The sequence below is a fragment of the Aeromonas sp. QDB62 genome (assembly GCF_027705695.1).
Taxonomy (GTDB): domain Bacteria; phylum Pseudomonadota; class Gammaproteobacteria; order Enterobacterales; family Aeromonadaceae; genus Aeromonas; species Aeromonas allosaccharophila.
The window spans coordinates 14,054-37,422 of sequence record NZ_JAPDCD010000026.1 but is presented as its reverse complement, the minus strand read 5'-3'; the positions used below and the strand labels follow the sequence as shown (position 1 = coordinate 37,422).

Genomic DNA, 23,369 nt, shown 5'->3' with positions numbered 1-23,369 from the left:
CTTATAAATAAAAATTATTGCATAATAAAGCTATGATATATAAACCAACCCGGCCTAAGCCGGGTTGGTTGTATCAAAAGACGGGAAAAATCACAGCGCCTCAAGGCGGGCATAGGCCGTAACCAGCCACTTGGCGCCGACGTCGTCGAACTGGATCTGCACCCGGCTCTGCTGGCCGACCCCTTCGAAGTTGAGTACCACCCCTTCGCCGAATTTCGGATGGAGCACCCGCTGGCCGAGCTTGATGCCGCTGGCGTCAAAGCTCTGCTGCACCTCGTTCTGGCTGAAGCGGCCGTACTGGGTGGGGCGGCTGACCTGAGTGCGCAGCCGGATCTCTTCCAGACACTCGGCGGGCATCTCGCGGATAAAGCGGCTCGGCTTGTGGAACATCTCGCGGCCGTAGCCCGTAGGTTCGAATAGCGAAGCGTATTCGGACGATCGCGTATTTAACGTTGTCGCGATAACGAATATAAAAATCAACCCGGCTTAGGCCGGGTTGATTGCATCAAGAACGGGAAAAATCAGAGCGCTTCCAATCTGGCATACGCCGTCACCAGCCACTTGGCGCCGACGTCGTCGAACTGGATCTGCACCCGGCTCTGCTGGCCGACCCCTTCGAAGTTGAGTACCACCCCTTCGCCGAATTTAGGATGGAGCACCCGCTGGCCGAGCTTGATGCCGCTGGCGTCGAAGCTTTGCTGCACCTCGTTCTGGCTAAAGCGGCCGTACTGGGTGGGGCGGCTGACCTGAGTGCGCAACCGGATCTCTTCCAGACACTCGGCGGGCATCTCGCGGATAAAGCGGCTCGGCTTGTGGAACATCTCGCGGCCGTAGATGCGGCGGCTCTCGGCATAACAGATGTAGAGCTTCTCCATGGCGCGGGTCATGCCGACGTAACAGAGGCGGCGCTCTTCTTCGAGGCGGCCCGACTCTTCGGTCGATTGCTGGCTGGGGAACATACCCTCTTCGACGCCGACCAGCAGCACCAGCGGGAACTCCAGCCCCTTGGCGCTGTGCAGGGTCATCAGCTGCACCGCATCGGCATATTCGTCCGCCTGATTCTCGCCGGATTCCAGCGCCGCGTGGGCGAGGAAGGCGGAGAGATCGCTCATCTCTTCCAGCTCGTCCGGGCGCTGGTACTGGCGGCAGGCGGTGACCAGTTCGTCCAGGTTCTCTACCCGCGCCTGGGATTTCTCGCCTTTTTCCGCCAGATACATCACCTTGAGGCCGGAGTTCTGGATGGCGATATCCGCCTGCTGGTGCAGCGGCAGCATGCCGACCTGCTCCTCCAGCGCGTCGATCAGCTCGACAAAGCCGCGCACCGCGTTGCCGGCGCGACCGGTCAGCACCTTGTCGTTGAGCAGCGCCTTGGCCGATTGCCACAGGTTGAGCCCCTGATCGCGGGCGTTGCCGCGCAGGATCTCGAGGGTGCGATCGCCGATGCCACGGGTCGGGGTGTTGACCACCCGCTCGAAGCTGGCGTCGTCGCCACGGTTGTTGATAAGACGCAGGTAGGCCATGGCGTCCTTGATCTCTTGCCGCTCGAAGAAGCGCAGGCCGCCGTAGATGCGATACGGCATGGCATCCTGCATCAGCGCCTCTTCCAGCACCCGTGACTGGGCGTTGGAGCGATAGAGGATGGCGCAGTCGGCCAAGAGGCCGCCCTTTTCTTTCCAATCCTTGAGGCGGCCGACCACGAAGCGGGCTTCATCCACCTCGTTGAAGGCGGCATACAGCGAAATCGGCTCGCCCTCGGCCCCTTCGGTCCACAGCTCCTTGCCAAGGCGCTCGGCGTTGTTGGCGATGACGCTGTTGGCGGCTTTGAGGATATTGGCGGTGGAGCGGTAGTTCTGCTCGAGGCGGATGGTCTCGGCCCCCTGATAGTCGGTCAGGAAGCGCTGGATGTTTTCGATCTTGGCGCCGCGCCAGCCGTAGATGGACTGGTCATCGTCGCCGACGATCATCACCTTGCCGCTGTTGCCCGCCAGCATCCGCAGCCAGGCGTACTGGATGCCGTTGGTATCCTGAAATTCGTCCACCAGGATGTTCTGGAAGCGGTCGCGGTAGTGCTCGAGGATGTGCGGCTTGTTGAGCCACAGTTCGTGGGCGCGCAGCAGCAGCTCGGCAAAGTCCACCAGACCGGAGCGATCGCAGGTCTCCTGATAGGTCTTGTAGATCTGCTGATAGGTGCGGGTGACGGGATCGCCGTAGAGGTCGATGTCGCCGGGGCGCAAGCCCTCGTCCTTCTTGCCGTTGATGTAGCTCATCACGGCGCGCGGGGCCCAGTGTTTCTCGTCGAGGTTGAGCGCCTTGATGACGCGGCGGATCAGCCGGTACTGGTCGTCGGAGTCGAGGATCTGGAAATCCTGCGGCAGTCCCGCATCCAGATGGTGGGCCCGCAGCAAACGGTGGGCGATGCCGTGGAAGGTGCCGATCCACATGCCGCGCACGCCGTCGCCAATCACTTTCTCGACCCGGCCGCGCATCTCGGCCGCCGCCTTGTTGGTAAAGGTGACCGCGATGATGGAGAAGGGTGAACAGCGTTCCACCTGCATCAGCCAGGCAATACGGTGCACCAGCACCCGGGTCTTGCCCGAACCGGCACCGGCCAGCACCAGCAGGTTGCTGCGGGGCGCCGCAACGGCATCTCTTTGCTTGTCGTTGAGCCCGTCGAGCAGGGTTGAAACGTCCATCACCACTCCTGTTTATTTATACAGGCGGGGATTATACGGCCTGAGCGGCCAGAGACCAACCAGCAGGATCAACGAAGGGGGCGGTGATAATCTCGATATTGGCCCAACACATCGCCAGAAAAGCTCAATAACATGGCGCGTGGGGAATCCAGCACTTGATGAACGGGATCAAAACGAAGGGTAGTTGCGTGCAAACGGCCTTCAGGTAAGGTCACTTCCGTGTTTCCCATTATGAGCTGGCCATCTTGATAATGCCCATGCTGGAAGTGCACGATGACGTCATTCACCATCAAAGAGCCTTGCTTCAGCTGCAATGACTCACGCTGCATTTCTCGCAACTCAAAGAGAGTGGACAATGAGGGACGCCCGTTGGGCATCCATTGCACATATTCACGGGTGGTTAATTGATATTGCAATTGACCCTGACGATCGAAGACACGCTCCCGATAATCCTTGTAGCGTGCCAACATACCGGTAGCTTGCGCCGTCGGTATCAGCAAAAAGAGCGCCCCCAGCAGGAGCGCTCTGCATTGTTTACAGCTGATCGGCACAGCTGACCTTGTTTCCATCCAGATCGGTACAAGATACAAAGACCTTGTCAAAGGTCGAACCGGTCAGCGGCGTCATCTGAGTTGACCAGTCATAGCTCACTCCCTTGGCATAAATGGTAGTGTGGCTGTTTTGAGCTTCTTGCATCCAGCCGATGTACTTCAGTGCACCACGACCGTTTTGGGCAAGTGCCTTGAACTCGTCGCTTGAGATAAGGCACATGGGTTCTCCGATTGCTTTGGACAGTTCGGAGTCTCGTGTACCCACGTCGCCATTACATGCGCCAGTCACCTTGATGGTCATATCGCCGCGATCCAGCATTTCGTCAAAGAACGGGATGACGTTGATGTTGAACTTGATGCCTACCTCTTTGGGTTCCCAGAACATACCGGTATTGAAGTACTTGATCTTGCTATTTTTCCACTCAACAGTGGGCTCTTTGCCTGAGAAATGATCCGCCAGTTTTGTGAGAAGAGTGGTGTTGGTGGCTATCTCATCCTGGGTCAAAGAGTCGTCAAGCTTGCCCTGATCGATGGTCAGTGCGATACCCACCGCATCCTTCAGCTGAGCTTTGGCCTTACCCAGACGCACTTTGGCGTCATCGGTCAGACGGAAGAAATCTGCGTGGTTCACCAGGTGGTCCGGTTCGATATCCATTGGGCTGAACTGGGTCTGGAAGGTGCTGGCGCTCTCTTCATAAGTGGTATGGGGTTGTTGCTCCAGTCCCCAGCTTTGCTTGATATGCATGCGAGGCAAAGTTACTTCTTCGTTCTGGGTTGCATAGGCATTATCCGGGCCGTATTGGTAGGATGCGGCAATATTGAGTGCCGATGCCATCGCCATGGCTGAGGCGCGCAGGGCCTTTGCGCTATCGAAGTTGAGGGTGATGGCGTCGTTCTCACCATAGCGCGCGTTGTACTCCGGGTCCTGGATATCGGCCAGGGTGGCGGCGACCTTGTCCATGCTGTCGGCATAGGTACCCATCAGCTTGGCTACGTCACGGGTATATCCTTTGCCATCTTTGAGAGCCACGGACGGGGTGTATGGCGTGTGGATGATGACATCGATCACTTTAGCCAGGTTGGTGCTGTAATTAACGCCGATGTCAGAAGATGTAAAGCCAAGACGTTCTGTAACAACAGGGTCGTTGGTTACTTCGAGCATGGCCAGCGCGGCCAGCACGATCTGGCGGTCAATCTTGCCATTATCTGTGGTTTCAGCCAGCAGAGTGTCTTTGTACTCCTTGAGTTTCTCTTCAACGTTAAGGGTCTTCAGGTCGGTCAGCGCTTGTAAATCCGAGAGCACCTTGTCGACCGCGACAGAGCGGCCATTAAGCACTGCCAGTGACGCCTTCATATGTGCTTCGGCTGCTTTGGTATCAACCACTTTTTTGTCGATCTGCGCCTGTTTCAGGGCTTCATTCAGGCTGGTATTAAAAGCGTCATCGCTGTCAAATTTGATCGTGTTACCCAGTTTGACAACATCTGCGGACTTCAGGGTAATGGTTTCAGGTGTTGTATCTGCATCCATGGTTTGCAGCAGGGCCGCGATACGAATGGCGCGATCTTTGTCACCCTTTTCGGCGATGGTGTATGGGGTTACCAGGGTCTGACCCTTTTTAACCTGAGTTTCTCCCAGCGGGATTGAGCCCAGTTTGAAGGCACAGGTGTCACCGTCATTAAAGAGGAACTGGCCATCTTTATCGGTGAGCGAGCTGTAGCTACCGCAGGTGTAGTTCAAACCGGCTACCGCACTATCAATAAAGGTGGCGGTCAATGCAGGTTTGGTGGCGTTTCCACCATTGCCACCGTTATTGCCATTATCGGTGCTGGCACCGTCGCCACCACCGCCACAACCTGCCAGCGCCAAGCTGGATAACGCCGTCACAACCGATAAAGCCAGAATATTTTTTTTCATTTTTATTTTCCTGAAACAACGATGCATATGTCACCGGCACCTGGCTGAGGAAGTCAGAATGGGTGGCATGAAGTGATGCAAAAGAAGCCCAATTGATGTTTTTGTCAGTTTCATTTGAGGTCTATGCGGCGGGCATCATACAGGGGCTCATATGGTTTTCAACTTGATCTGGATCTCGAGTTCACATGAATTGTGAGCTTGCTCAACAAAGTGGCGTTGAGTGGGGATTGTTGGTAAGCGAATGTTGACTGGAGCGTATTCGAGAAAGGGGCTGTGAGCTTTGGTCGTTTCCAGCTGTAGCCAACCCTTGCTCGCGTGGTTTGTGGGGATTTTGCGAGCCGGATCACGGGCTGGCAGGGGGGGCGGATGAATAAAAGGGGAAAACGGTTTACAGTAAGTTGCTGAACAATAAGTGAAATGTCGTTTGGGTCTTTTTGTTGGTAGCATAAAAAACTAAAAAGCAGCTAAAAAACAACTGCTTATAAGGTTATTTGCTTATAATTCAAACCGTTAACGCAAACGTTTTTCCCTTATCATTTGCTTGACCCGCATCGGGGCTGACTTAGAGTAAGCCTGCGTGCTAGATAGCCTGCTCTGACAGGCAAGCAAGTTCCCTCACTTAATAACAATCAAGGATACGATCGTGACTAAAGTGCTCAAGCTGGCCACCGTGGCCTCCCTCACTCTCGCTGCTCTCTCTGCTCAGGCTGCTTCCGAGCCAGCCGTCATTTATGACACCGCGGGCAAATATGACAAATCATTCAACGAAGCCGTGTTCCGTAACGGCGTCGAGCTCTACAACAAGGACAAAGGGGTCAAGGTCAAAGAGTTTGAACCCCAGAACGAAGCCCAGCGCGAGCAGGGTCTGCGTCGTCTGGCCAGCCGTGGCAACGGCCCGATCGTCGCGGTCGGTTTCAACATGGGTTCTGCCGTCGAGAAAGTGGCGACCGAGTTCCCGAAAACCCAGTTCACCATCATCGACATGGTGGTCGACAAGCCGAACGTCCAGTCCGTCATCTTCAAGGAGCATGAAGGTTCCTTCCTGGTGGGCGCGCTGGCTGCCATCGCCTCCAAGAGCGGCAAGGTCGGCTTCGTGGGCGGCATGGATATCCCGCTGATCCGCAAATTCCAGTGCGGTTACGAGCAGGGTGCCAAGTACGTCAATCCGAAGATCGAGGTGTACCAGAACATGGCGGGCTCTACCCCGGCCGCGTTTGCTGACCCGGCCAAAGGTGCCGAGCTGGCCAAGTCCCAGTTCGCCAAGGGCGCTGACGTGGTTTATGCCGCCGCAGGTGGCACCGGTATCGGTGTCTATCAGGCAGCCAAGGACAGCGGCAAGTTTGCCATCGGTGTGGACTCCAACCAGAACCACCTGCAACCGGGCACCATGCTGACCTCCATGGTCAAGTCTGTGGGTCTGGCCGCTTACCAGACCTGGGATGACGCTGCCAAAGGCGAGTGGAAGCCGGGTATCAAGAACCTGGGTCTGGCCGAAGGCGGTGTGGATTGGGCGCTCGACAAGGACAACGAGAAGCTGATCACCCCGGAAATGAAAGCCAAGGTGGATGCCATCAAGGCCGAAATCATCTCTGGCAAGGTCAAAGTTCATGACTACATGAGCGACAACACCTGCAAATACTAATTAGATAGTTGCTACGACTCTCAACGCACCACCGGCCCGCACGGGCCGGTTTTTAGTCTTATTTCATGAAACGCAGGGCTGCATCATGGACCAGACAGATCGCTATGCCATCGAATTAAGAGGTATCGATAAGCGGTTCGGCGAAGTGTACGCCAACAAGCTGATCGACCTTAAGGTTCGCAAAGGCAGTATCCACGGCATTGTCGGCGAAAATGGCGCCGGTAAGTCCACCCTGATGAGCATCATTTATGGTTTCTACCATGCCGACAAAGGCGAGATGCTGATCGACGGGAAACCGTTCAATCCCCATGGCTCACAAGATGCGATTGCCGCAGGCGTGGGCATGGTTCACCAGCACTTCATGCTGGTCAATAACTTTACCGTATTGGAAAACGTCATCCTCGGCGCTGAGAACGGCTGGCACCTTCAGCAGAGTGTGGCGTCAGCCGAAAAGCTGCTGGGCGAGCTGGCACGGGATTATGGCCTCGACGTGCCGTTGCACGAGAAGGTTGAAGATCTGCCGGTTGGCTTGCAACAGCGGGTCGAAATTCTCAAGGCGCTCTATCGCGGCGCCCGCATCCTGATCCTCGACGAGCCGACCGGGGTACTGACCCCGCAAGAGGCGGATCACCTGTTCGAGGTGCTGAAAAAGCTGCGGGATCAGGGGGCAACCATCATCCTCATCACCCACAAGCTGCGGGAGATCCTGGCCATTACCGATCAGGTCTCCATCATGCGCCGTGGCGAGATGGTGGCACACGTCGCCACCAAGGATACCGACAAGGAGCAACTGGCCGAACTGATGGTGGGCCGCAAGGTGCGCCTCAAGGTCGACAAGGGGCCAACCCAGCCCGGTGAAGCCAAGCTGAAGATCGAAGGGCTCAGCTACTTCGACGCCAGCAAGGTGGAGCGGGTCAAATCGGTCAGCTTCGAGGTGCGGGCCGGTGAAGTGGTCGGCATCGCCGGGGTATCCGGCAACGGTCAGTCCGAACTGCTCAGCCTGCTTGGCGGCATTCTCAAACCGAGCAAGGGTGGCTTCACCATCAGCAGCCGCAGCGGCGTACACAAGGTGAGTGCGGAGCAACCGGCCGATCCCGAGCTGGTGCGCAACTATGGCCTCGGTCATGTGCCGGAAGATCGCCACAAGATGGGGCTGATCAACCGCTTCGAGGCGAAAGAGGCCTTCATTCTCGGTTATCACCGCCGCCCGCAATACAACAAGGGGTGGCTGCAGAACAAGGAGGCGATCCAGCAGGATTGTCAGGCCAAGATGGAGAAGTGGGACGTGCGCCCGCCCCATCCCGATCACAAGACCGCCAACTTCTCCGGTGGCAACCAGCAGAAGCTGGTGATCGCCCGTGAAGTGGAGCAGGACCCGGATGTGCTGTTGATCGGCCAACCGACTCGCGGGGTCGATATCGGCGCCATCGAGTATATCCACCAGCAGATCATCGCCATGCGCGACAAGGGCAAGGCTGTCTTGCTGGTCTCGGTGGAGCTGGACGAGATCATGAGCCTCGCTGACCGGATTCTGGTCATTGCCGATGGTCGCATCGTCGGCGAGCTGGATGGTGCCAAGGCGGATGAACGCACCATTGGTTTGATGATGGCGAACATAGTGCCGGACGAAGTTGCCAAGGAGGCCCACTGATGAGCCAAGTACGTATTCCTGCCTGGGTCTCCGTAGGCGTCTTGTCTGCGGTCAATATCCTGCTGGCCTTCCTGGTGTCGGCCATTCTGTTCTACTACCTCGACATCAACCCGGTCGATGCCGCCAAGATCATGTGGTACGGCGCGTTCGGCACCGGTGAAGGGGTCGGTTTCACCCTCTACTACGCAACCGGCTTTATCTTTACCGGTCTGTCGGTGGCGGTCGCCTTCCACGCCGGTCTGTTCAATATCGGTGGTGAAGGTCAGGCCTATATCGGCGGCCTCGGTGTCGGTCTGGTCTGTCTGACGCTCGGCGATGTGCTGCCGTTTGCCTTGCTGTTGCCGCTCTCCATCATTGCCGGTGGTCTGTTCGGTGCGGCCTGGGCCTTTATTCCGGCCTGGCTGCAAGCCAAGCGCGGCAGCCATATCGTGATCACCACCATCATGTTCAACTTCATCGCCGCCTCGCTGATGGCCTATCTGCTGGTGGAGGTGTTCAAGCCCCCCGGCTCGATGGCGACCGAGAGCAAGGTGTTTGCCGAGGCAAGCTGGCTGCCCAAGATGAGCGGGATGGCGAGCCTGTTCGGGATGGATATCCCCAACAGCCCCCTCAACATCAGCTTCTTCTGGGCGCTGATCTGTGCGGCGCTGGTGTGGGTCTTTATCTGGCACACCCGCTGGGGTTACGAGATCCGCTCGGTTGGCGCCAGCCAAAGCGCCTCCGCCTATGCCGGTATCTCCTATCCCAAGGTGGTGATCCTGGCGATGGTGATCTCTGGCATGCTGTCGGGCTTCTTCGCTCTCAACGTGCTGCAGGGTGAACTGCACCAGATCAAGCTCAACTTCGTGGAAGGGTTCGGCTTCACCGGTATCGCGGTGGCGCTGATGGGGCGCAACCATCCGGTCGGCGTCATCATCGCCAGCCTGCTGTTCGGTTTCCTCTATCAGGGGGGCGCCGAGCTCAGCTTCGAGTTCGGTGTCGACCGCAACATCGTCGTGGTGTTGCAGGGTCTGGTGATCCTGTTCTGTGGCGCCCTTGAGCACATGATGCGTCCGCGCATCGAGCAGCTCTATCTGGCATTTGCCAACCGCTCAGCCGCGCAAGCTAAAGGAGTCTGATCATGTTTGAAATTCTGATCCTGATGCTGGATGCGACCATCCGTACCGCGCCGCCGCTCATTCTGGCCGCCATGGCGGGCATGTTCTGCGAGCGCTCCGGGGTGGTCAACATTGCGCTGGAAGGCAAACTGCTGGCGGCAGCGTTCGCCAGTGGTGCGGCGGCTGCGGTCTCCGGTTCTGCCTGGGTAGGTCTGGGTGCCGGGGTGGGTGTCTCCATACTGTTTGCCCTGATGCACGGCTTTGCCACCATCACCCACCGCGGTGATCAGGTGGTGAGCGGCATGGCCATCAACATTCTGGCGGCCGGTCTGACCGTGACCCTGGGCCGTTACTGGTTCGATCAGGGTGGCCAGACCCCTGCGCTCTCCGGTGATGCCCGTTTCGCCCCCATCGATCTGCCCTATGCCAAGGAGCTGTGGGATGTGCCGGTGATCGGCCAGCTCTACAGCGAGCTGTTGAGCGGCCACTCCCTGCTGGAGTACGTGGCGTTTGCCTGCGTGCCGCTGGCCTGGTGGGTGATGTTCCGAACCCGCTTCGGTCTGCGTCTGCGGGCGGTGGGCGAGGCACCGGCTGCGGTCGATACTGCCGGTATCTCGGTGGTGCGGATGCGCTACACCGCGCTCATCATCGGCGGCCTGCTGGCCGGTATCGGTGGCACCTATCTGGCGGTTGCCCAGACGGCTCAGTTCATCCCCAACATGAGTGCGGGCAAGGGCTTTATGGCGCTGGCGGCGCTGGTGTTCGGTAAATGGCGCCCCTGGAATGCCATGGCTGCCTGCCTGCTGTTCGGCTTCCTCGATGCAGTCGCCATCCGCCTGCAAGGGGTCAGCATCGGTGGCTTCGCCATTCCGGTGCAGGCCATCGAGGCACTGCCCTACATCCTGACCGTGTTCCTGTTGGCCGGCTTTATCGGCCGTGCGGTAGCACCCAAGGCGCTCGGTACACCTTATGTGAAGGAGCGGGAGTAGCGCCTTTTATCTCGATATTCCCGACCACACAGATAGCAGCAGGCCCACTTCGGTGGGCCTGTTTTTTATGGATTGAGTGACTGGTTATAGCAGGAAAATGGTCGCCAGCCCGAGGAAGATAAAGAAGCCACCGGTGTCGGTAATGGCGGTGATCATCACGCTGGCCCCCACTGCCGGGTCGCGGCCGAGGCGGGTCATGGTCATGGGGATGATGACCCCCATCAGGGCCGCCACCAGCAGGTTGAGCATCATGGCCAGGGTCATCACCGCGCCGAGCGCCGCATCCTGATAGAGCAGATAGGTGGCAATGCCCATGGTGCCGCCCCACACCAGCCCGTTGATAAAGGCGACCCCGAGTTCCCGCAGCAGCAGGAAGGAGAGGTTGCCCGCCTGAATGTGCTGCAGCGCCAGCGCTCGCACTATCATGGTGATGGTCTGGTTGCCGGTGTTGCCGCCGATCCCGGCGACGATGGGCATCAGGGCTGCCAGCGCCACTAGCTGGGAGATGGTGTGCTCGAACATGCCGATCACCCGTGAGGCGACAAAAGCTGTGCAGAGGTTCAGCGCCAGCCAGGCCCAGCGGGTCTTGACCGCCTTGGAGACAGGGGCGAACACGTCCTCATCCTCGCTGATACCCCCCATCCGGCGCAGGTCGGTGTCACTCTCCTCATAGACCAGATCCACCACCTCTTCGACGGTGAGGCGGCCCATCAGCTTGCCCTTGCCATCCACCACGGCGGCGGAGAGCAGGTCATCCCGCTCGAAGGTGCGGGCGGCTGCTTCATCGTTATCTTCCGGATCGAAGGTGACCGGATCCCGCTCCATCACATCGCTCACCAGGGTGGCGGGCTTGTGCAGCAGCACTGTGGTGAGGGCCAGCTCCCCCAGCAGGTGGTTACGCCTGTCGATGACGAACAGCTTGTCGGTGTTGGCGGGGATCTTGCCGCGCAGCCGCAGATAGCGCTGCACCGTGGCCAGACTCACCTCGGGGCGGATGGTGATGATCTCGAAGTCCATCATGGCGCCGACGGTGTGCTTGCCGTAGCGGATCACCTCCCGCACCCGATCCCGCTCCTCGGGGGCCATATAGGTGAGCAGCCGCCCCATCAGGTTGCGCGGCAGGTATTGGCCCAGATAGATCTGGTCGTCGATATCCAGGGTGCGCAGGGCGTGCAGCAGTTCCTTGTCGCTCATCCCGCTGATCAGGCTGTCCCACACCGTCTCCGACGCCTCGACCAGAATCTGGCCGCGCTTCTCCTCCTCCACCAGCGCCCAGAGGGCATGACGCTCATCGGGCGGCAGCGACTCCAGCGCATCGGCGACGTCGGCGGCGGGCAGCCCGTTGACCAGCGCGGTGAGTTCGCTGGTCTGATCGCGCTGCTCGGCATCCTGCACCACCTGCGGGTCGAGCAAGCTGTCGGTGAGGGCGTCATCGCGCAGCAGCAGGGTGAGAATGCGAGATCTGTCATCCGCGCGCTGCCTGGCGCTGTTCTTGATGGGAAGAGACATGGGATGAATTCCTGAGAGGGTAGCCAAGGGCTCAATGCCCATAGGATACCAGACTTAAAACAGCAGGTTATGACCGTGATGGGAGAAGAGGGAGGTAAAAGTGAGGCCACCTGCAGGTGGCCTCATTGTTATTTGCCGAGAATCCCTCAGGCGAGGGCTCGCTGGCACTGTGGTGCCGCGCCAAACCAGGCGAGCCGGTCGGCCAGGGTCACCACCGAGCCCACCATGATCAGCGCCGGACTCTCGACCCCCACCGCCAGCGCGGGCAACTCTTCGAGAGTGCCGCGAATGACCCGCTGGCAGGGTTGGGTGCCGCGCTCGATCAGCGCCACCGGCGTGTCGCCCGCCTTGCCGTGGGCCAGCAGCTGTTCACGGATGGTGGCGCAGGAGGAGAGCCCCATGTAGAACACCAGCGTCTGCCGATCTTTGGCCAGCAGTGGCCAGTCGAGATCCCGGGCGCCCCCCTTGCCGTGAGCGGTGACGAAGCGCACGCTCTGGGCGTGATCGCGGTGGGTCAGCGGAATACCGGCGTAGGCGGCGCAGCCACTGGCCGCGGTGATCCCCGGCACCACCTGAAAGCCGATGCCGCTGCCGACCAGCGTCTCCAGCTCCTCGCCACCACGGCCGAAGATAAAGGGGTCGCCTCCCTTCAGCCGCACCACTCGCTGGCCCTTCTTCGCCTCCTCCAGCAAGAGCTGGTTGATCCCCTCCTGCGGTACGCAGTGGTTGCCCGCCTGCTTACCGACGAAGATGCGTTTGGCATCGCGGCGCACCAGCGCCATCACCTCGTCGGAGACCAGTCGGTCATAGACCACCACGTCCGCCTGCTGCATCTGGCGCAGGGCGTGCAGGGTGAGCAGGCCCGGATCGCCGGGGCCAGCTCCCACCAGTACCACCTCGCCAGCGCTCTGGCTCTCGTCGGCAAACAGGCTGTCGGCTAGCTGGTGGGCAGAGGCGCTATCCCCCCGCGCCAACGCCTGCCCGAGTCGGTCTGCCCCGAGCAGCCGCTCCCAGAAGCGGCGCCGCTCGCCCATGGTGGTGAAGCGGGCCTTGACCCGATCCCGCAGGCTGCCAGCGAAGGTCGCCATGGCGCCCAGATGTTGCGGCAGCAGGGCTTCCAGTTTTTCCCGCAGCAAGCGGGCCAGCACCGGCGTCTTGCCACCGGAGGAGATGGCCACCATCAGCGGCGAGCGATCGATGATCGACGGCATGATGAAGCTGGAGCGTTTCGGGTCATCCACCACGTTGGCGAAGATCCGCGCCTGATTGGCGCTCTGGTAGACCAGCGCGTTCACCTCGCGCCGATCGGTGGCGGCCACCACCAGCCACTTGCCCGCCAGTTGCTGCGGCGCGAATTCACCGGCCAGCCACTCGATGCTCCCGTTGGCAGCCAGTTCCGCCAGCTCGGGGTCGAGCTCGGGCGCGACTACTGTGAGCTGGGCACCGGCATCCAGCAGCAGGCGCGCCTTGCGCTCCGCCACCTCGCCGCCGCCGACCAGCAGCACAGGTTTGTTGTCGAGTCGGCAAAAGATGGGCAAGTAGTCCATGGGGCCTCCTGATCAGGCGGTTTGGGTCTGGCTGGCGGTGGTGGTGGCGTTGCTCACCGCAACCGGGCGCTCAGCCTTGGGGGTGGCATACCAGTAGCCGAGGCCCATAAAGAGGGCGCCGGAGACTGTGTTGCCCAGGGTCACCCACAGCAGGTTGTGGCCGATGCCGCCCAGGGTGTAGGCCTCGGAGTGGGCGCCAAACCAGGAGAGAGCGAACAGGGTCATGTTGGCGATGGAGTGCTCGTAGCCGGAGGCGATAAAGGCCAGCAGGCACCACCAGATGGCGATGAACTTGGCGGCCCCTTCGGTGCGCAGCGCCATCCAGATGGCGAGGCAGACCAGCCAGTTGCAGAGGATCCCCTTCATAAACAGGGTCAGCGCCGGTGCCTGGGTCTTGGCCAGCGCCACCTTGTGGGCCAGACTGCCCGCGTCCGGCAGCAGGCTGCCGCCGTAGGAGTAGATGAGCGCCACCACGATGGAGCCAATCAGGTTGCCCGCCCAGGTCTGCGGCAGGATGCGCAGCAGGTCGGTCATGGTGATCTTGCCGGTTTTCACTCCGAAGGTGAGGAACATGGTGTGGCCGGTAAACAGCTCCGAGCCGGCGATGATGACCAGCGTCAGGGCGATGCCGAAGGTGGCCCCCATTACCAGCGGACGCACGCTGGCATCCACCAGATTGCCGAGGGTGAAGATCACGATGATGCCGAGGCCCACATAGGCCCCTGCCATGGCGGAGCTGAGCCAGAAGCCGAGCTTGTCATCCCGCTCGAAGCGGTTGATGCGGGCCGCGTTGGCGGCGCACTTGTTGATGGTTTCCGTGTACATCTTGTGAGTCCTTGAAAGGGCTACCCTCTGGCAGCCCGAAAGAGAGTGAATTTGGTTTTAGACGGCGACCCAGACCTGCTGGTCGCGCACGTCAACGGGGTAGCTCTGCACCGACATCGCAGGGTTGTCGAAACAGTGGCCATCGCTCAGGCGAAAGCGCTGCTTCTTGAGCGGGCTGGCCACCCAGAGCTCACCGTCGTGTTCGCAGATCAGGCCCCGCGACAGCACGTTGGCGGCGAAGAAGGGATCCCGGTTGTCGATGGCGAACACCTCGGCGGCTGCGCTCGGGCGGAACAGGGCGATCTGGCGCCCTTCCAGCAGGGCGCAGACGCCGGTTCCCGGCAGGATGTCGTTGAGTTGGCAGGCTAGTTTCATCATTTGGTTTCCACCTCAATCTGGTAGACGGGGATGCGCTCGGCCGGGGTCGCCGGTCGGTGCTGGTCGCGCTCGGCGACGAACTGGACGTCCGGATCGCGCTTGTCGCTGTTGATGAAGTGGCTGAAGCGCTTGAGCGCCTCCTCTTCGTTGAGGGTGCGCGACCATTCGCACTCGTAGCTGTCGATCAGGGTCTGGATATCGCGCTCCAGCGTCTCGGCCAGTCCCAGCTTGTCGTCGACGATCACCTCGCGCAGGTAGTCGACGCCCCCTTCCAGATTGCCGAGCCAGACCGAGGTGCGCTGCAGTTTGTCGGCGCTGGTGACGTAGAACATCATAAAGCGGTCAATCAGCTTGATGAGGGTCTCGCGGTCGAGGTCAGAGGCCAGCAGGTCGGCGTGGCGCGGCTTCATGCCGCCGTTGCCGCCCACATAGAGGTTCCAGCCCGCGTCGGTGGCGATGATGCCGACATCCTTGCCCTGGGCTTCCGCACATTCGCGGGTGCAACCGGAGACACCGAACTTCATCTTGTGCGGGGTGCGAATGCCCTTGTAGCGGTTCTCGAGGAAGACCCCGAGGCCGACGCTGTCCTGCACGCCGAAGCGGCACCAGGTGCTGCCGACGCAGGTCTTGGCCATGCGCAGCGCCTTGGCGTAGGCCTGACCGGTCTCGAAACCCGCCGCCAGCAGCTTGCGCCAGATGGCGGGCAGATCATCCTTCTGGGCCCCGAACAGACCGATGCGCTGGGCGCCGGTGATCTTGGTGTAGAGCTTGTAGTCGCGGGCCACTTCGGCCACCGCCAGCAGCCCTTCCGGCGTCACCTCGCCACCGGCCATGCGCGGGATGACGGAGTAGCTGCCGTCCTTCTGCATGTTGCCGAGGAAGATGTCGTTGGTGTCCTGCAGCGGGATATTGCGCGGGCTCAGCACATGCTCGTTCCAGCAGGAGGCGAGGATGGAGCCGACAGTCGGTTTGCACACCTCGCAGCCATAGCCTTGGCCATGCTTGGCCAGCAGCTCGTCGAAGCTCTTGATCCCCTCCACCTTGACCAGATGGAACAGCTCCTGACGGGAGTGGGGGAAGTGGGCGCAGAGGTGGTTGTTGACCTCGATGCCCTGCTTCACCAGTTCGGCGTTGAGCACCTGACTGATGAGCGGCACGCAGCCGCCGCAGCCGGTACCGGCCTTGGTGTGCTGCTTGATGGCGGCCAGGGTGGTGTGACCCTCGGCCACCGCCTTGGCGATGTCACCCTTGGCGACGTCGAAGCAGGAGCAGATCTGGGCGCTTTCCGGCAGGGCATCCACCCCCAGCGTCGGCTTGGCACCGGCGTAGGCGGGCAGGATCAGGGTGTCCGGGTGGCTCGGCAGCGGCAGGGCGTTGAGCATCATCTGCAGCAGGTTGCCGTAATCTTCCACGTCACCCACCAGCACGGCGCCGAGCAATCGGCTGTTGTCCTCGCTCACCACGATCTTCTTGTAGACGCCAGCCTGATCGTCCTGAAACACATAGCTGTGGCTGCCCGGGGTGCGGCCGTGGGCATCACCGATGGAGCCGACGGAGACGCCGAGCAGCTTGAGCTTGGCGCTCATGTCTGCCCCCTCGAAACGGCTGTCGCCGCCGAGCAGATGGTCGACGGTGATCTGGGCCATCTTGTAGCCCGGTGCCACCAGCCCGAAGAAGCGGCCCTGCCAGGCGGCGCACTCGCCGATGGCATAGATGTCGGGGTCTGAGGTGAGGCAGTGATCGTCGATGACGATGCCGCCGCGCTCGGCGATGGCCAGATCACCGTAACGGCCCAGGGTATCTTGCGGGCGAATACCGGTGGAGAAGACCACTACGTCTACTTCCAGCTGGCTGCCATCGGCAAAGGCGAGGCGGTGTTTCGCCTGCTCACCGCCATGCATCAGGATCTCGCTGGTGCTCTTGCTGGTGTGTACCTGCACGCCCATGGATTCAATCTTGCGGCGCAGCAGCTGGCCGCCCTGACCATCGAGCTGCTCGGCCATCAGCACCGGCGCAAACTCCACCACATGGGTCTCGAGGCCCAGTGCCTTGAGGGCACCGGCCGCTTCGAGGCCAAGCAGACCGCCCCCGATCACCACCCCGCTCTTGCCGCTCTTGGCGGCGCTGCGGATGGCTTTCAGATCCTCGATGGTGCGATAGACGAAGCACTCGTGGTGCTGGCTGCCCGCAATGGAGGGCACCCAGGGGTAGGAACCGGTGGCCAGCACCAGCTTGTCGTACCCGACCACAGTGCCCTTGTTGGAGTGCACTTCGCGGTTGGCCCTGTCGATTGTTTTCACCGCTTCGCCGAGCAGCAGGCGGATGCCGTGCTTGTCGTAGAAGCCGGGTTTGACGAGGGAGAGATCTTCGCTGGTGTGATGGGAGAAGTAGGAGGAGAGATGGACGCGATCGTAGGCGGGGCGGGGTTCTGCACCGAAGACGGTGATCTCGTAGCGGCCCGGGTCGGCCCGCTCGATCAGCTCTTCGATGAAGCGGTGCCCCACCATGCCGTTGCCCACAACGACCAGTCTGACTTTGCTCATAGTTGCCTCAAGTTTGGAGTAATAAAACATCATTCTGGGGCTAGGCTACCCAGTCAGTCGGGGCAGGCGATTGATGCAAATCAAGTGTCTATTTATATATCTCGTCAGGGGTAATTCGATAAAATTCAAAGATATACAAAAATAGGTATACCAGTTGATGATTTCTGCGCGGGTGTAGAGTGAGGGGTGTCTGAGAGCAAGCCCGCTTTAGCAAAAGCCGGGGAGTGAAAACTTCTGTCGGAAAAAAACCGGCCTCGCACTGGGCTAGACCGGCATCAATGGGCATCAGCTGAGCAAGGTGGCGCGTCAGGCGATATGGCGGCGGAACATGGCGAGCGCCAGTGACAGGGTGACCCCGGCGATGGCGAGTAGCGGCCAGAGCAGGGGCCAGGCGGCCGACCAGTCAAACCCCTTGAGGAATACCCCCTTGAGCAGCACGATAAAGTGGGTGAGGGGGTCGATGGCTGCCAGCCACTGGAACACCTGCGGCATGTTCTCCACCGGCGAGATGTAGCCCGAGAGGATCACCGCCGGTACTGTGAAGGAGAAGACTCCGAGAAAGGCCTGCTGCTGGGTCGAGCAGAACGACGAGATGAAGAGCCCGATCCCGGCCAGTGCCAGCCCGTAGCAGACCATGCCCGCCATCAGCAGGCTGAGGCTGCCGGCAAAGGGGAGGTGAAAGACAAAACGGGCGGCCAGCGCGACTATGCACCCTTGTCCCACCGCCACCATGATGCCGGGCACCGCCTTGCCCGCCATGATCCAGCCTGCGGTGAGGGGGGAGACCAGCAGTTGATCGAAGGTGCCTTCTTCCCGCTCCCGCGCGACCGAGAGGGCGGTGACAATCAGACAGCCGGTGGTGGTGATGATGGCCACCAGTGCAGGCAGGATATGCCAGTGGAACTCGACGTTGGGGTTGTAGAGGTTGCGTACCGCCAGCTCGGGTTGCCCCTTGCCCTCACTTTGCCAGCGGGCGATCACCTGACTGATGTAGCCAGCCGCCACCTGACCGCCGTTGGAGCGGCGGCCGTCGATAATCAGCTGCACCTTAGCCGGTTCGCCCCGCGCCAGCCGGCGCGAGAAATCCCCCGGAATAATCAGCCCGAGCAGTGCCTGCTGCCCGGTGATGGCCTCGGTCATGCCCGCCTCGCCCTGCACCGGGATGATGGTGGTAAAGGCGGGCATATGGGTGAGGCGCTCCAGCAGCTCGCGGCTCTGGGCACCGCCATCCTGGTTGTAGATGGCCAGCGTGTTGCCGGTCACCTCCAGAGTGGCGGCGAACGGGAAGAGGGCGGTTTGCAGCAGCACCGGCATGATGAGCAGAAAGCGCCCCTGAGTATTGCCCATCAGGGCCTGCAGCTCTTTTCGGATCAGCCACCAGAGTCGGATCAGCATGGGTTACTCCAGAGTGCGCCGCGTCTTGCGGGCGGTCAGGGCCAGCCAGAAACCCGCCAGCAGCAGCAGACAGAAACCGTTGACCAGCAGGATCGAGAAGACGCTGCCCGCCTGATAGAGGGTCTGCAGGGAGCTGGCGAAGTAGCGGGCCGGAATGAGGTGAGTGATGGCCCGCAGCAGCGGCGGCATGCTGGCGATCTCGAACACGAAGCCCGACAGCATCACCGCGGGCAGAAAGGCGGCGATCAGCGCTGCCTGTGCGGCGTTGAACTGGCTGCGCATCACGGTGGAGAGGAACAGCCCGAGCCCGAGGGCGCTGCCGAGAAAGACGCTGGTGACCAGAAAGAGCAGCAGCAGGGAGCCGCGCCACGGCACGCCCATCACCGCCACAGAGAAGAGCAGGCAGAGCAGCATGGCGATGATGCCAAGGCCGTAGTAGGGCAGCAGCTTGGAGAGCAGCAGCTCCCCCTTGGTGACCGGGGTGGCGAGCAGCGCCTCCATGGTGCCGCGCTCCCACTCCCGCGCCACCACCAGCGAGGTGAGCAGGGCCCCTATGATGGTCATCACCACCGCAATGGAGCCCGGCACCAGAAAGTTGCGGCTCACCAGCGCCGGATTGAACCAGGCGCGGCTCTCTATCGACACCGGCATGGCGACCCCCTCGCCAGCGAGCCACCCCTGCCAAATCCCCTGCACATAGTTGGTGACAAAGTTGGCGGTGTTGGGCTCGGAGCCATCGGTCAGCAGCAGCGCCTGCGGCGTGCCATTGCCCTGACCGGCCATGGCGCGGGAGAAGCCGTCATCGATCACCAGCAGGCCGCGGATCTCGCCACGGGCCAGACTGGCGAGCAGGGACTCCTTGCTCGGGCCGCTGTGGATCTCCAGCGCGGTAGAGCCGCGCAGGGCCTGCTCCAGCCGCACCGCCGGGGCGCCGCTGTCGGTACGCCAGATGCCGAGGCGCAGGTGGTCCACATCCAGATTGATGGCGTAACCCATCACCACCAGCAGCACCACCGGCATGATGAAGGCAATGAGAATGCTGCTCGGGTCACGGACGATTTGCAGCGTCTCCTTGCGACAGAGGGCCAGCAGTCGCCGACGGTTGATGCTCATGCGTCCTCCTCGCTGGCCCGCTCGACCAGGGTGATAAAGGCCTCTTCCATTGTTGGTAATGAAGAGGTTGGCAAGGAGCCGGTTGGCAAAGAGGTCGCCGCCTCTTTGGCGGCCAGCTCCTTGAGATCGTCCGGGGTGCCGAGCGCCAGCAGCTTGCCGCGATAGATGAGGGCGATGCGGTCGCAATACTCAGCCTCATCCATAAAGTGGGTAGTGACCAGCACGGTGACGCCGTGGTCGGCCAGCGCGTTGATGTGCGACCAGAACTCGCGCCGGGTGACAGGGTCGACCCCGGAGGTGGGCTCGTCGAGAAACAGCAGCGGCGGTTCGTGCAGCAGGGCGCAGGCCAGCGATAAGCGCTGGCGCAGGCCGAGCGGCAGGGACTCTGCCTTCTGATCGAGCCAGGGGGCGAGGGCAAAGGCGGTCACCATGGCGTCGATCCGTGTCTGCTGGTGGCGGCCGAACAGGCCGTAGATACCGGCGAAGAAGGAGAGGTTCTGGGCCACGGTAAGTTGCTTGTAGAGGGAGAACTTCTGCGCCATGTAGCCCAGCCGCTGGCGTGCCGCCGAGGGGCTGTGGGCCAGATCGATGCCGGTCACCAGCGCCTGCCCCTCGCTCGGGCGCAGCAGGCCGCACTCCATCTTGAAGGTGGTGGACTTGCCCGCCCCGTTGGGGCCGAGCAGGCCGAAGATCTCGCCGCGGCGCACCGCAAAGCTGACATCATCGGTGGCGGCAAAATCACCGAAACGCTTGGTGAGGTGGCGCGCCTCGATCACCGCCTCGGGGGAGACCCCTTGCGGCAGTTCGGCTTCCCGCATCCCGGTCGCCAGACTCGATTCCCCGCCGGGGCCGCCGCCGAGCAGGTCGATAAAGGCATCCTCCAGCCGGGGTTGGGCCGGTTGAAAGGCGCCGTTGGCGAGATGCAGCTCCGGGAGCGGCGGTGGTGTCATGCCCGGGTGCAGCAGCAGACGAACCCGCTCCCCCGCCACCGCGCCATCCATCACCGCCGGGTGGGCCAGTGCCCGGCGCAGCAGGGCACGCCGCTCGCGGCCATCCAGTTGCCCCGCCTCCAGCAGCCAGCAGCGGCTGGCCATGGCCCCCATCAGGTCGGCTGGTGTGCCGCTGGTGCGCACCTCGCCATCTGCCATCAGCAGCACGTGGTCGCACAGCTCCGCCTCGTCGAGATAGGCGGTACTCCAGAGCACAGTCATCCCCCCCTTGGCCAGCTCCCGCACCATCTGCCAGAGGGCGCGGCGAGAGATGGGATCGACCCCGACCCCCGGTTCGTCCAGCAGCAGCACATCCGGGGTGCCGAGCAGGGCGCAGGCCAGTCCGAGTTTCTGTTTCATCCCGCCAGAGAGCTTGCCCGCCGGTCGTGCGGTGAAGCGGGCGAGATCGGTGAAGGCGAGCAGCCGCGCGAAGGTGGGCGTGCGTTCGGGATCCAGTACGCCGCGCAAGTCAGCGTAGAGGGTGAGGTTCTCCAGCACGCTGAGATCCTCGTAGAGGCCGAACTGCTGGGGCATGTAGCCAAGGCGCTGGCGCAGCAGATCCCCCTCGCTCACCGGATCCAGCCCCAGCACCCGGATGGTGCCCGCTTCGGGGATCAGCAGACCGGCCAGCAGGCGCAGCAGGGTGCTCTTGCCCGCGCCGTCGGGGCCCACCAGCCCGGTGATGCCGCCAGTCGGAATGGTGGCCGAGATGGCGTTGAGGGCGACCCGCTCGCCAAAGCGTTTGGTGAGCCCCTCAAGGGAGATGGCGCTGTTCATGGCGCCAGCCTGACGGTGACCGGCATCCCTTGGCGCAGGGCCGGGTCGGGGTCCTGCACCACGATGCGCAGCCGGTAGACGAGGTGAGTGCGCAGGTCCGGCGTCTCCACCGATTTCGGGGTGAACTCGGCGGTCGGCGAGACAAAGCCCACCACCCCGTGATAGGGCTGATCAGGCCGCGAGTCGGTGGTGAGGGTCACCTTGGCGCCGCTCGGGAAGTGGCCGAGCCAGGGCTCCTCCACATAGGCGCGCACCCAGACCGGCGCGGTCAGGGAGAGGTTGAAGGCGGTTGCTCCGCTCTGCACCATGCTGCCGTTCTCGATGGCGCGGCTGATGATGATGCCGTCGCTGGGGGCGGTCAGGCGGGCGTCTGCCAGCGCCAGTTCGGCACTGGCGAGCGCCGCTTTGGCCCCTTCCAGCTGGGCATCGGACTGGGCTATCTCTTCCGGGCGGTAGCCGGTTTCGAGCTGGGCGAGCTGCTCGCGGGCGGAGCGTACCTGCGCCTGGGTTTGATCCCGCTGGGAGCGGGCGGTATCGAGCTGACCGCGGGAGATGGCGCCGGTGGCTGCCAGTGCGCTCTGACGGCGCCACTGCTGGTCGGCCTCCAGCGCAGCGGCTTCGGCGGCGGCCAGTGCGGCCCGGGCGCGGTCGGTCTCTTCGCTGCGATAGCCTTTGTGGATCAAGGCGTTGGCGGCAGTGAGCGCGGCCAGATTGGCGCGGGCGCTGTCGCGGCTGTGGGTGAGGGGAACCGGATCGAGGCGGGCCAGCAGTTGACCGGCTTTTATGCTATCCCCCTCATCGACCAGCACCTGATCGACGCGGCCGCCGACCCGAAAGGCCAGATTGACGTCGCGAATATCGACGTTGCCGTAGAGGACGGAGCCGTCGGCCGGGCGCCCCTGCCACCAGAGGTAGCCACCGATAACAGTTAGCAGCAGGGCCACGATTGCAATGCGTTGCTTCATACCGCTTCTCCTTCTTTCATGCCGGTGGGGCGCAGGCCGCGCAGGGCCCATACCAGCCGCTGTCTGGCGGCCTCGGGGTTGTCTATCTGGCTGATAAAGGGGGCGGCCTGTTCAGGCAGCCAGCCGAGCTGACGACCGCTGCCGGCGATCACCAGCGGCAGGCCGACCGAGCCCATGATGAAGATCATCAGCTGGAGCGGGTGACCGGCGACCAGCGACCCTTCCGCCTGTGCCATCCGTACCTGCTCGATCAGCAGCAGAGGGTGGCGGCGCGGCAGGCTGAGCAGGAAGCGCTGAGCCGCCCCTTCGCCCGCCTGTGCATCGCCAAACAGGTGGTTGATGAAGCCGCGCTGGCGCGCCACCAGCCCGATCAGCGCCTCCATGGTGGCCTCGAAGGTGGCGATGGCAGAGGGGTAGGAGCCTTTGGCTGCCACCGCCTTGAGCTCGTCATAGAGGGGGGCGTACCAGAGCTCGACCAGCTCGTCGATAAAGGCGTCGCGGTTGCCGAAGTGGTAGACGAAGGAGCCGAGGTTCACCTCGGCCGCCGCCGCCAGCTCGCGCACCGTCAGGCCGCGCAGCCCCTTCTCGGTGGCGATGGCGAGGCCGGTATCGAGCAGTTTTTGCCGGGTCGGATTCATCTTTCTGGTTCCTGTTGCGCAGATGTCGATCTGATTTATACGTATGTATAAATCAATTGCGCAAAAGTAGAAAGATCTTTTTTTGAGCAGATTTCAGCAGGAATGAAAAACGACGGGCGTTGGCAAGGGGAGGTTTGGAAATGCGCTGGGAT

The 23,369-nt window shown here is 61.8% G+C and carries 17 protein-coding genes and 1 pseudogene; 4 read left to right on the top strand and 14 right to left on the bottom strand.

What is annotated here, in order from left to right:
- Positions 1–90 precede the first annotated feature (90 nt).
- From uvrD (OKC27_RS14015) to OKC27_RS14000, 4 genes and pseudogenes are all read right to left on the bottom strand, one after another.
- Positions 91–402: pseudogene (uvrD, locus tag OKC27_RS14015) on the bottom strand (DNA helicase II); the annotation flags it as partial.
- Between the two features lie 119 nt (positions 403–521).
- Positions 522–2,693, bottom strand: coding sequence for a DNA helicase II (gene uvrD / locus OKC27_RS14010; RefSeq protein WP_182938508.1), 2,172 nt, complete (start codon positions 2,691–2,693; stop codon positions 522–524).
- Positions 2,694–2,761: 68 nt separating this feature from the next.
- Complete coding sequence (locus OKC27_RS14005; protein WP_182938507.1) at positions 2,762–3,163, bottom strand: hypothetical protein; 402 nt, start codon at positions 3,161–3,163, stop codon at positions 2,762–2,764.
- Positions 3,164–3,227: 64 nt separating this feature from the next.
- Positions 3,228–5,159, bottom strand: coding sequence for a hypothetical protein (locus OKC27_RS14000; RefSeq protein ID WP_182938506.1), 1,932 nt, complete (start codon positions 5,157–5,159; stop codon positions 3,228–3,230).
- Between the two features lie 643 nt (positions 5,160–5,802).
- Between OKC27_RS14000 and OKC27_RS13995 the strand changes: the two genes are divergently transcribed.
- The 4 genes from OKC27_RS13995 to OKC27_RS13980 all read left to right on the top strand — a co-directional run bounded on the left by OKC27_RS13995 (position 5,803) and on the right by OKC27_RS13980 (position 10,538).
- On the top strand, positions 5,803–6,801 hold the full coding sequence (locus OKC27_RS13995) for a BMP family lipoprotein (RefSeq protein WP_042059443.1): 999 nt from the start codon (positions 5,803–5,805) through the stop codon (positions 6,799–6,801).
- Positions 6,802–6,886: 85 nt separating this feature from the next.
- Positions 6,887–8,452: an ABC transporter ATP-binding protein gene (locus OKC27_RS13990; RefSeq protein WP_042656569.1), complete on the top strand. Its 1,566-nt coding sequence runs from the start codon at positions 6,887–6,889 to the stop codon at positions 8,450–8,452.
- Complete coding sequence (locus tag OKC27_RS13985; RefSeq protein ID WP_042656568.1) at positions 8,452–9,570, top strand: ABC transporter permease; 1,119 nt, start codon at positions 8,452–8,454, stop codon at positions 9,568–9,570. Before OKC27_RS13990 ends, OKC27_RS13985 begins: the two co-directional genes overlap by 1 nt.
- Before the next feature lie 2 nt (positions 9,571–9,572).
- Positions 9,573–10,538 carry an ABC transporter permease gene (locus tag OKC27_RS13980; RefSeq protein WP_005342529.1) on the top strand — a complete coding sequence of 322 codons (966 nt, stop codon included), beginning with the start codon at positions 9,573–9,575 and terminating at the stop codon, positions 10,536–10,538.
- An 84-nt stretch (positions 10,539–10,622) separates the two neighbouring features.
- Here OKC27_RS13980 and mgtE read toward each other — a convergent pair whose 3' ends face one another.
- The 10 genes from mgtE to OKC27_RS13930 all read right to left on the bottom strand — a co-directional run bounded on the left by mgtE (position 10,623) and on the right by OKC27_RS13930 (position 23,217).
- Positions 10,623–12,047 carry a magnesium transporter gene (mgtE, locus tag OKC27_RS13975; protein WP_182938505.1) on the bottom strand — a complete coding sequence of 475 codons (1,425 nt, stop codon included), beginning with the start codon at positions 12,045–12,047 and terminating at the stop codon, positions 10,623–10,625.
- Between the two features lie 146 nt (positions 12,048–12,193).
- A complete protein-coding gene (gene cysG, locus OKC27_RS13970; protein ID WP_182938504.1) occupies positions 12,194–13,594 on the bottom strand; it encodes a siroheme synthase CysG in 1,401 nt (466 codons plus the stop codon).
- A 12-nt stretch (positions 13,595–13,606) separates the two neighbouring features.
- Positions 13,607–14,419: a nitrite transporter NirC gene (nirC, locus tag OKC27_RS13965; protein WP_182938503.1), complete on the bottom strand. Its 813-nt coding sequence runs from the start codon at positions 14,417–14,419 to the stop codon at positions 13,607–13,609.
- 57 nt (positions 14,420–14,476) lie between these two features.
- Positions 14,477–14,794: a nitrite reductase small subunit NirD gene (gene nirD, locus OKC27_RS13960; RefSeq protein WP_042012373.1), complete on the bottom strand. Its 318-nt coding sequence runs from the start codon at positions 14,792–14,794 to the stop codon at positions 14,477–14,479.
- Positions 14,794–17,340: a nitrite reductase large subunit NirB gene (gene nirB / locus OKC27_RS13955; protein WP_182938502.1), complete on the bottom strand. Its 2,547-nt coding sequence runs from the start codon at positions 17,338–17,340 to the stop codon at positions 14,794–14,796. Before nirB ends, nirD begins: the two co-directional genes overlap by 1 nt.
- Before the next feature lie 306 nt (positions 17,341–17,646).
- Positions 17,647–18,735 (bottom strand): ABC transporter permease, encoded by a 1,089-nt coding sequence (locus OKC27_RS13950; protein WP_005355575.1) that lies wholly within the window; start codon positions 18,733–18,735, stop codon positions 17,647–17,649.
- A gap of 3 nt (positions 18,736–18,738) precedes the next feature.
- Positions 18,739–19,848: an ABC transporter permease gene (locus OKC27_RS13945; protein WP_043821453.1), complete on the bottom strand. Its 1,110-nt coding sequence runs from the start codon at positions 19,846–19,848 to the stop codon at positions 18,739–18,741.
- Positions 19,845–21,614 (bottom strand): ATP-binding cassette domain-containing protein, encoded by a 1,770-nt coding sequence (locus tag OKC27_RS13940; protein WP_182938501.1) that lies wholly within the window; start codon positions 21,612–21,614, stop codon positions 19,845–19,847. Before OKC27_RS13940 ends, OKC27_RS13945 begins: the two co-directional genes overlap by 4 nt.
- The gene (hlyD, locus tag OKC27_RS13935; protein WP_182938500.1) at positions 21,611–22,579 is read right to left on the bottom strand and encodes a secretion protein HlyD; all 969 of its coding nucleotides are present in this window, start codon (positions 22,577–22,579) and stop codon (positions 21,611–21,613) included. Before hlyD ends, OKC27_RS13940 begins: the two co-directional genes overlap by 4 nt.
- A complete protein-coding gene (locus OKC27_RS13930) occupies positions 22,576–23,217 on the bottom strand; it encodes a TetR/AcrR family transcriptional regulator (protein ID WP_270806409.1) in 642 nt (213 codons plus the stop codon). Before OKC27_RS13930 ends, hlyD begins: the two co-directional genes overlap by 4 nt.
- Positions 23,218–23,369 lie beyond the last annotated feature (152 nt).

What these genes read in the sequence shown, in the direction of transcription:
- OKC27_RS13950 (WP_005355575.1), bottom strand. Translation starts at nt 18,735, where the DNA reads ATGCTGATCCGACTCTGGTGGCTGATCCGAAAAGAGCTGCAGGCCCTG.
- OKC27_RS14000 (WP_182938506.1), bottom strand. Translation starts at nt 5,159, where the DNA reads ATGAAAAAAAATATTCTGGCTTTATCGGTTGTGACGGCGTTATCCAGC.
- OKC27_RS13985 (WP_042656568.1), top strand. Translation starts at nt 8,452, where the DNA reads ATGAGCCAAGTACGTATTCCTGCCTGGGTCTCCGTAGGCGTCTTGTCT.
- nirC (WP_182938503.1), bottom strand. Translation starts at nt 14,419, where the DNA reads ATGTACACGGAAACCATCAACAAGTGCGCCGCCAACGCGGCCCGCATC.
- OKC27_RS13945 (WP_043821453.1), bottom strand. Translation starts at nt 19,848, where the DNA reads ATGAGCATCAACCGTCGGCGACTGCTGGCCCTCTGTCGCAAGGAGACG.
- OKC27_RS13940 (WP_182938501.1), bottom strand. Translation starts at nt 21,614, where the DNA reads ATGAACAGCGCCATCTCCCTTGAGGGGCTCACCAAACGCTTTGGCGAG.
- uvrD (WP_182938508.1), bottom strand. Translation starts at nt 2,693, where the DNA reads ATGGACGTTTCAACCCTGCTCGACGGGCTCAACGACAAGCAAAGAGAT.
- hlyD (WP_182938500.1), bottom strand. Translation starts at nt 22,579, where the DNA reads ATGAAGCAACGCATTGCAATCGTGGCCCTGCTGCTAACTGTTATCGGT.
- mgtE (WP_182938505.1), bottom strand. Translation starts at nt 12,047, where the DNA reads ATGTCTCTTCCCATCAAGAACAGCGCCAGGCAGCGCGCGGATGACAGA.
- OKC27_RS13990 (WP_042656569.1), top strand. Translation starts at nt 6,887, where the DNA reads ATGGACCAGACAGATCGCTATGCCATCGAATTAAGAGGTATCGATAAG.
- OKC27_RS13980 (WP_005342529.1), top strand. Translation starts at nt 9,573, where the DNA reads ATGTTTGAAATTCTGATCCTGATGCTGGATGCGACCATCCGTACCGCG.
- nirD (WP_042012373.1), bottom strand. Translation starts at nt 14,794, where the DNA reads ATGAAACTAGCCTGCCAACTCAACGACATCCTGCCGGGAACCGGCGTC.
- OKC27_RS14005 (WP_182938507.1), bottom strand. Translation starts at nt 3,163, where the DNA reads ATGTTGGCACGCTACAAGGATTATCGGGAGCGTGTCTTCGATCGTCAG.
- nirB (WP_182938502.1), bottom strand. Translation starts at nt 17,340, where the DNA reads ATGAGCAAAGTCAGACTGGTCGTTGTGGGCAACGGCATGGTGGGGCAC.
- cysG (WP_182938504.1), bottom strand. Translation starts at nt 13,594, where the DNA reads ATGGACTACTTGCCCATCTTTTGCCGACTCGACAACAAACCTGTGCTG.
- OKC27_RS13930 (WP_270806409.1), bottom strand. Translation starts at nt 23,217, where the DNA reads ATGAATCCGACCCGGCAAAAACTGCTCGATACCGGCCTCGCCATCGCC.